This window comes from Pedobacter sandarakinus, from assembly GCF_026240095.1.
GTDB classification, from domain to species: Bacteria; Bacteroidota; Bacteroidia; order Sphingobacteriales; family Sphingobacteriaceae; genus Pedobacter; species Pedobacter sandarakinus.
Genome location: NZ_JAPIVG010000017.1, coordinates 1 through 2,618, shown reverse-complemented (window position 1 = coordinate 2,618; position 2,618 = coordinate 1). Strand labels below are relative to the sequence as shown.

Annotated in this window: 2 protein-coding genes; both read left to right on the top strand. The window is 35.4% G+C overall.

What is annotated here, in order from left to right; genetic code table 11:
• Positions 1-1,253: 1,253 nt before the first annotated feature.
• Positions 1,254-2,135 (top strand): RHS repeat-associated core domain-containing protein, encoded by an 882-nt coding sequence (locus OQ268_RS17745; protein WP_265858149.1) that lies wholly within the window; start codon positions 1,254-1,256, stop codon positions 2,133-2,135.
• The gene (locus tag OQ268_RS17740; RefSeq protein ID WP_265858148.1) at positions 2,104-2,568 is read left to right on the top strand and encodes a hypothetical protein; all 465 of its coding nucleotides are present in this window, start codon (positions 2,104-2,106) and stop codon (positions 2,566-2,568) included. Before OQ268_RS17745 ends, OQ268_RS17740 begins: the two co-directional genes overlap by 32 nt.
• Positions 2,569-2,618 lie beyond the last annotated feature (50 nt).

The following is a 2,618-nucleotide window of genomic DNA, read 5'->3' as shown; positions in this document are numbered from 1 at the left end:
ATAAGGGATTTAAAGAAATACACAAACAAAATAATATTGCACATATAGAAACAAATATACAAGAGAGCAGAAAAGATTATATGATATGGATGTTTAAACGAGCAATTACAAAAATAGTAATAATAGGGTTTATCAGTTTTGGCAACAGGATAACCACCCGATAGCATTGAGTACAAATGACATGATAGAACAAAGATTAAATTATTTACATGAAAATCCGGTTGTAGCAGGCATAGTTACAGAAGCCCAGTATTATAAATATAGCAGTGTTGTAGATTATTACGAAGAAAGAAGAGGGCTTGCATCTATAACAATAATGTGGTAATTTATTGTGGTTTAAAGACCTTGGTTTTTAAACGAGATTTATCTCGCCCTGCAGAAGACTTAAACCATTGGGGAATATTGGAATAGTAAAAATAACGTAGATATATGAAAGGAAATAAGTCATTTTTATTAGCAATCTCAATAAGTCAAAAGATTTATAAATATCCAAATGACCTAAGTGACTCTGAACGTAAGGAAATGTATCTTAATATTTTCAACTTATAAAACAATCAGCCTACTTAGGCCACATAGATGCTATGTATGAGCTTGGACAGCAATATGAAAATACTAGCTCCCTAAATATTAATAATCCAAAAAGACGCTTCTATTGGTATTCAAAGGCATGTGCTGGTGGTCATTCTGAAGCGTGTAATAACTTAGCTTTTCTTTACGAAACTGGTGGAGGTTGTGAAATAAATTTTGATTTGGCTTTGTCGCTTTACTAAAAAGCATCAAAGCTAGGATCAATAAATGGGAAGAAAAATTACAAAATCATGTTAAAAGACATGAGCAAGGGGGGAAGGTATAATAAATAAATACGCCCTCGCTGGCGCAAGCCTGAGGTGCGTGAGAAACAAATAGAATTATGGTAAAGCCTAGCAGAAATGTTGGGCTTTTGTTGTTTTATTTGGCTAAAGCCGTTTTAGTGTTGTTACACGCTAGTCCATCTTTAGCGCAAGCTCCTCGCTTGAGTTTAAAATAAACTAAGGTTAAAGCCTAGTAACTTAAAAAAGTTGCTTGGCTTTGTCAAATGATCATAAGCCTGACTTGCCTTTGCATCCCCAACGGGTTTAAGTGGTGGCTTTCCCGCGGTGACTTAAAATCTAAAATAAAAACCAAGGACTTTGTTCGCAATAGTAGCAGGAAAATATTGGAATTCATATATTGCCTACTCTAGTCTCTTTTAATTAGCTGTATCAAGATTTGAAATGTGCTTACCGTTTTCGATATTTACAACGGCGCTGAACGGCAACGGTGCGGTATCATTGGACAACAAGTACCTTTACAATGGCAAGGAGCTTCAAGAGGAGTTGGGGCAGTATGATTACGGCGCAAGATTCTATGACCCGGTGATAGGCAGGTTCAATACAATGGACAGGTTTGCCGAGAAATATCATACTCTTACCCCTTACCAGTATGGTGCAAATAATCCAGTTCTTAATATAGATGTGAACGGAGATAGTATTATTATAGCTAATGGAAAAGAACAGATTATGTATAATAACGGACAACTTACTTGGAATAATGGAGCAAAAAAAGGGGAAGTATATGATGGTAAAGCATATAATAAAAAAGGTGAACTTACAGGATTTGTCGAAAAGGCAGTCGGTGCTCTAAATGATATTCGAAATGGTGGTGAAGCTGGAAGTAATTTAGTTAATGGGTTACAGAGTACTACAAAAGACGTGACTATTGCTAGGGGCGATAATGGAGCGTTGGGATTGCAAATTAGTTGGCGACCAGGTAGTGGAGATTCGGGGATTGACCAAAATGGAAATACTGAACGACCAAGTTTTATTGGCTTAGCTCATGAATTGGCTCATGCAGCAGATGCATTAGATGGAACAAGAGTGGATTATAGTGCGTGGTATACTCCAGAAGGAGCCAGTAGGCCTGTTTTCAATGCTGAGAAATATTCAACACATATAGAGAATTTAATCAGAGCCGAAAATGGATTGCCGTTACGTTCATTTTATGGATACTCATTAGATGGCAGCTTAAAAGTCCCTCATGAAGCTGGACAAATTATAAAAGCTGGCACTACAACAAATGTAAATAATGGATACAATTATCAAATTAAAAAGAAATAATGCCGTACATACATTGTTTCTATTATTATTTTCCTTACCAGTATATGTGTTTTCACAAATACCGACAGTTGTAAATGATCAAATTATCCAATGTCGTGTAATATTCAAAGCAGATTATCCATTGGAATTGGGTGTTAACGTAAAAGAGAGATTTACACCTTCAAGTGAGGATGTAAAAAAAGGTGAATTAATTGTTTTGGAAAATTCTAATATCAAACTACAGAAGTATATCATGCAATACTTAGGATACATAAATTCGAATGGAGATAAGATTTTGTTAGTGAATATGCTGAAAGATTTAGGGTCTAAAAAAAATAAATTATATTATAAGGATTGGAGTAGTGAGTTTATACTTGGCTTCGGAAAAATATATGAAAAAAACACTCTTTTACAAAAAGCTAACCTAAGTACAGGACAGCTTGAAGGGTTTTAACCCCCTCGCTGGCGCACGCGTGCCGCGTGTGAAAAATATCATTATTTGAA